Genomic DNA, 5,806 nt, shown 5'->3' on the forward strand with positions numbered 1-5,806 from the left:
CTCCTCCAGAGGAGTTCTACTCCGAAGAACGCTGGCAGAACTGGTTGGACAGAATCAAGGACGAAGAAATCGACCCGGAGGACGAGGATTCCGCACGGCTCCTGCTTAACCTGCAGGACGACGTGGCAATCGCCGTCGCCAAAATCGTCACCGCGTACGATGACGAGGACATCGACGAGGAGACGGCTCTCTCGGAACTCACCGACATCCGAGAGACCGTCCTCGGCGAAGTCGAATTCGAGGACGAGGAGAAAGCGATGCTCATCGACGGCGTCCAGACGAGCCTGCTCTGCGTGTTTTACGCGTCGGAGGAGTACGTCGCACAGGGCCCCGCCGAGGACGCGCCCGTCGAGGACTACATCATCGAAGCCGAGAAGGCCGAAGAAGCGGAGGATTTGGACTCCGCGCTCGGTCTCGTCGCGGCGGGTGGCACGCGCATCTTCGCGGGTGACGAACTCGACATATCAATCATGGAGGAGATGGAGTACGGTCTCGTTACGGAGTGGGTAAACGGCCTCGACAGCCTTCAGAGCGCGATGAGCGACCCGGAGCTCGTCGAAGAAGACGACGAGTAATCGAGTAACAGGTTTTTTATCCTTTTCACGTATCTGTCTCACGCATGACGTTCCGGTCGGACGACCGTGGCGTGACCGTGCAGGTCGGTGCGATTCTCCTGTTCGCCATGCTGGTCGTCGCCATGTCGCTGTATCAGGCGACTGTCATCCCGAGTCAAAACACGAAGGTCGAATTTCGTCACGACGAGCGGGTGCAGAGCCAGATGCAGGACGTGCGCAACGCGATTCTTCGTACGGCCGCGACCGGATCAGGCCAACCGACGTCGGTCACGCTCGGCACGCAGTATCCCGGACACGTCCTCTTCGTCAACCCACCACCCGCCTCGGGGACGCTCAGAACGCGGGAATCGGGAACGGTCGACATCGAGAACCTGAAGGCGACCGACCCGGAGACGGCCGACTATTTCGACGCCAGCGAACACTCGTTTTCGACCCGGTCACTCGTCTACGTGCCGGACTACAACCAGTACGGCAACGCGCCCGACACGGTGTACGAAAGCTCCGTCGTCTACAACCGTGGACGTGACGGCAACGCCACCCTGACCGGCCAGCAACTCGTCCAGGGTAAGCGGATCACGCTTGTCACGCTGGATGGGAACCTCTCCCGAGCCCAGTCGGGGACGGTCAGCCTCGACCCACAGGCGCTGAGTCCCTCGACCGTCACACGCAGTATTTCGGTGCAGTCGAACGGGAGCGACCCGGTGATCCGCGTGCCGACGGCCCTCTCCGAGGAGAAGTGGAACCGATTGCTCGCGGAACAGAAAGCGAACGGCTACGTCGAGAGCGTGAGCGTCGAGGACGGTATCCTCGAACTCACGCTCCGTGGAGACGAGGACGGGACCCCCGTCACCTACGACCTTCGAATGGCGAAGGTCGGCGTCGGATCGGGTACGAAAGCCACGAGCGAGGAGTACATCACGAACGTCAGCGGCGGCGGGAACGTGGTCTCTGGGGGGACGACAACGCTCGTCGCGGAGGTGCGCGACAGGTACAACAATCCCGTGAGCGGCGTCGTCGTGAACGCGAGCGGCGGGACGGTGGCGGGAAGCCATCGGACGGACGATCAGGGACGGGTTCGGTTCGAATACGATGCGACTGCGCCGGGTGACGAAACGGTGACGCTCTCCATCGACGACGATAGCGCGGCACGCGAGCGCGTCGAATTCCCCATCCACGCGGTTGCAGGCGGCACTGGTGGCGGGAGCGGCGGTGGAAGCTACAACGTCGAGTGGGTCGCGTCGAACGGACTCGACTGTACCCCCTCGCTCGACGAGTGTACCCTCGACAGGAGCGAGCGTTCGTCCGTCACGCTGACGGCGAACGTTACCTACGACGACCAACCCGTCACGGGGACGAACGTCGATTTCGGTCTCAACCGAACGGGGATCCTGAGCACGTCCCCGACGAGCGCGACGACGGATTCGAACGGGGAAGTGCGGACGACCGTCGAGGCGAGTTCGACGGGCGACGTGAGACTGCTCGCCGCGAGCGGCGGGGACGCCGACCCGGTCGTCGTTCACGTCGTTCGAACGGACGGGATACCCGGTCGGTTCGTGTACGGGAACGACGCCATCGCAGTCGATGGGCCGGACGATGGCGACACGAAGGGCGGAGTCGAGTTCAGCCTTCGGAACGGGTTCGCTCAATCCGCCACGATCACGAACGTCGAGATCGATCCCGCCGACACCGGTATCGACGTCATCGCCGACCGGTCCGGTGACGACGGTTCGGTCGGGCACAGCGAAGTCGTCGAAACGGACCACGACTCGGGGTACGTGGATTTCAGCGACCTCTATTTCCCGACCGCCCGGGACGGAACCTACCTCAGGAACTCCTACGACCTCGATGACGATGGTCGCGTACACGGCCACAATCCCGTCGTGTCGAGTGACGGGACGGCGACGTTCTCGCTGTACGAACTCTTCCGGGGGAGCTACCGGAACGAATATCGGAACGTGGACATGGTCGGGAAACAGGTGACCGTCACCGTCGATTATCGCTTGGAGAACGGAACGACCGGCGAAAAGCGGGTCACGTTCGTTCCGAGCGGGAACAACGGTGGCGATGGAAACGGCGACGACGACGCGCGAACGCCACGGATCGGAATGCGAGTGGACGACCTTTCACACGTGGATCAGGACAGGGTGCGGTTCACCACGTCCTACGACGTCACGAGGACTAATTCGTCGTTCGAGCGCGTGCAAGTCGTCACCGACGACCTTCAACGCGGAAACGACGCGAAGGGGACGAACACGTCCACGTCGAAGCGTGGAAGCGCCGCCTACCGATTGAGCTACGGTTCGGACGAACGGTGGCGAATGACGGTGCAAGTCATCTACGAACACGCCGACGGGACGGAGTACGTCGCGGCTGAGCGGTCGATAACTGACGAAGCGGACAGCCTCGATCCGGACGGAAACGACGACTTGAGCACCGCCGACAGCGCGACTATCGATTCGTACAGTGTCGACGACCGGACGAAATACGGCCAGCCACGATACACACTCGACTACGACCTCTCGTCGGGAAGCGATTTCACCAGGGTCTCGGGCGCGGCCATCAGCCGTGGAAACGGGGACGCCGTATACGACAGCAGCACGGACCGTCACGGCTCGTTCCGGTTGGATGGCGGGTACGGCGGTGGAACGAAATTCACGATAAAACTGCTCGTCTACGATTCGGATGACGTCATCGTCGACTCCGTCGAGCGATCCGACACGGCCGGCTAGGCTTTCGACGTTCGTCGATACCTCTATCGACAAAAACTTATACTGTGTTATGCAACGTTGGAGCAAGAATGACAGCCGTCGGTATCGACGCCATCGAAATTTGGACTGGGAAGCTGAAACTCGACCTCCCGGAGACAGTCGCACCGGTCAAAGACAAGGATCCGGCGTACTACACGAAGGGATTGGGACTGAACGCCAGTTCGTTCCCCGACGCGTACGAGGACATCGTGACGATGGGCGCGAACGCGGCCCATCGACTGATGAAGCGCAAGGGACTGACGCCGGACGACATCGGTCGTATCGACGTCGCCACGGAGAGCGCGTTCGACAACTCCAAGCCCGTCTCGACGTACATCGCGGGCTGTCTCGAACAGGTGTACGACGGCGACTTCCACCACGCCAACAAAGGTGAGCGCAAGTTCGCCTGTATCGCCGGAACCCAGAGTTTGGACGACGCCTACAACTGGATCAAGGCGGGCCGCAACCGCGGGCGCTCCGCGCTCGTCATCGCGACCGACACCGCGCTGTACGCCCGTGGCGACCCCGGCGAGGCCACGCAGGGTGCCGGTGCCGTGGCGATGCTCATCAGCGAGGACCCGTCCCTCGTCGAACTCTCGACCGAACAGGGCTACGGTAGCGCCGACGAGACGGACTTTTTGAAGCCCAACCAGCAGTTCCCCAGCGTGGACGGCAAGCGCTCCATGCAGGTGTACCTCGCCCGCATGCGCGAGGCGCTGGAGGACTTCGAGCGCGCCGGTGGGGAGACCCACCCCGGCGATTACGTCTTCGGTCCGTACCACACGCCGTTCCCCGGAATGGTCCGCAAGGCCGGGCTGTTCGCCTTCCGACACACCATTCGTGACACGGGTATCGAGGAGGAACTCGCCGCCGAAATCGGCCGCCAACCGCGCGAGCAGGATTACGACGACCGCGAGCAGTTCGAGGAAGCCATCAGCGCGTACATGGACGACCTCAAGGCGACCGAACAGTACCAGGAGTGGTACGCGAACACCATCGAACCGACGCTCCGCATCTCGCGCGAGGTCGGCAACTGGTACACCGGGTCGGTCCACATCGCCCGCGCCTCGGCGCTTCAGTACGCCGCCGAAAACGACATGGAAATGGTCGGCAAGAAGCTCCTCGTCGGCTCCTACGGGAGCGGCGCACAGGCCGAAATCCACGCCGAAACCGTCCAAGACGGCTGGATCGATGAGATCGACCAACTCTCCATCGACGAGCAGATTCGGAACCGCTACAACCTCTCCTACGACGAGTACGAGCAGGTCCACGACCGCCACAACCACGACAAGCGCGTCGAACTCGACGACTTCACCGAACCAGAAGACGAGTTCGTCTTCACCGGCCGCGGCGAGATGGACGAGCGGACCTACGAATACGTCGAATAAGACGGCGACGAGGGACGGCGATTTTCGTTTTGCGCTGTGGGTATTTTCTGCGAACTGTCCTTCGCCACGACTGCAATCGTTGTCGGGTGCGGAGGCGAGCCAGCGCGAAGCGTTGGCGAGCGAAGCACCCGCCGTCAGGTGTGCCTAGTCGCTGAAGTCTGCTCTCCAGTCGAAGAACCACTGTCTGATGAAGTCGTCCGGGTTGCTGTTTTTCTCCACGTAGTCGCCGTGAGCGGACGACTTATCCGAGTCGCGCCCGTCCGTGCAACTAAGCGACACACGTTTGACTCCGAAATTCCACGGTAAACCAACCCGAACGAAATGACCGAAACCGAGCCGGAATCCCAGACGGCGGACGAACTGCCGGAGACAGTCGAGACCGAACCTGATGCCGAAACCGAGTTCGAAGACGAATCCGAACTCGTCCACGAACCCGAAGCGGAGGAAGTGGACCCGACGGACGCCTTCGGCGTCCTCGGAAACGAGGTTCGGATGGCCGCGCTCCGCGCGCTGCTCGACGCCGAGACGGACGGCGAGGATACACTGGCGTTCTCGGACCTGTTCGACGCGTCGCCAGCCGAAAACACGGCGGGCTTTTCGTACCACCTGCGACAGTTGGCCGAGCACTTCGTCCGGAAGACGGACGGCGGATACACTCTGACCTACGCCGGTCGGGAAATCGCGCGGGCGATTCGCGCCGGGACGTACACCGACAGCGTTGATTTCGACCCGATTCGGGTCGGCGACCCGTGCCCGTTCTGCGGCAAAGAGGAACTGGAAGCCCACGGGGAGGACAACTACGTCGTCGTCGAATGCCGGGCCTGCGAACGCCCGACGCTCACGCTGCCGTTTCCACCGGGAGGGCACCGAGGTTTCGCAGAAACCTCGCAAGATCGCGGTGAAATTGCCGAGCAACGCTCGGCAGTCAGCCAGACGGAGTCTGGCGAAACCGCGAGCTACCGCACCCACGACCCCGACGGCCTGCTGACGGCGTTCGACCGGCACCACCGCCATCGTCTGTCGCTCATGGCCGACGGCGTCTGCCCGGAGTGCAGTGCCCCGGCGAACGCACACGTGGAGTATCACGACGCGGAAA

General features: G+C 62.6%; 5 protein-coding genes. 4 read left to right on the top strand and 1 reads right to left on the bottom strand.

Annotation, left to right across the window (positions count from 1 at the left end):
- The 3 genes from WBV42_RS02010 to hmgB all read left to right on the top strand — a co-directional run.
- Positions 1-575, top strand: a 575-nt coding sequence (locus tag WBV42_RS02010; protein WP_423984549.1) for a DUF2150 family protein, incomplete at its 5' end; no start/stop codon positions are given.
- Between the two features lie 44 nt (positions 576-619).
- The gene (locus tag WBV42_RS02015; RefSeq protein WP_423984550.1) at positions 620-3,304 is read left to right on the top strand and encodes a hypothetical protein; all 2,685 of its coding nucleotides are present in this window, start codon (positions 620-622) and stop codon (positions 3,302-3,304) included.
- A 68-nt stretch (positions 3,305-3,372) separates the two neighbouring features.
- A complete protein-coding gene (hmgB, locus tag WBV42_RS02020; protein WP_423984551.1) occupies positions 3,373-4,710 on the top strand; it encodes a hydroxymethylglutaryl-CoA synthase in 1,338 nt (445 codons plus the stop codon).
- A gap of 144 nt (positions 4,711-4,854) precedes the next feature.
- On the opposite strand, the gene WBV42_RS02025 is transcribed toward hmgB, so the two are convergent.
- A complete protein-coding gene (locus WBV42_RS02025; RefSeq protein WP_423984552.1) occupies positions 4,855-4,989 on the bottom strand; it encodes a hypothetical protein in 135 nt (44 codons plus the stop codon).
- 42 nt (positions 4,990-5,031) lie between these two features.
- Here WBV42_RS02025 and WBV42_RS02030 point away from each other — a divergent pair.
- Positions 5,032-5,806: DUF7351 domain-containing protein (locus tag WBV42_RS02030; RefSeq protein ID WP_423984553.1), on the top strand; the 775-nt coding region annotated here is incomplete at its 3' end.

Source organism: Haladaptatus sp., assembly GCF_049589095.1.
GTDB lineage: Archaea > Halobacteriota > Halobacteria > Halobacteriales > Haladaptataceae > Haladaptatus.

What these genes read in the sequence shown, in the direction of transcription:
- hmgB (WP_423984551.1), top strand. Translation starts at nt 3,373, where the DNA reads ATGACAGCCGTCGGTATCGACGCCATCGAAATTTGGACTGGGAAGCTG.
- WBV42_RS02015 (WP_423984550.1), top strand. Translation starts at nt 620, where the DNA reads ATGACGTTCCGGTCGGACGACCGTGGCGTGACCGTGCAGGTCGGTGCG.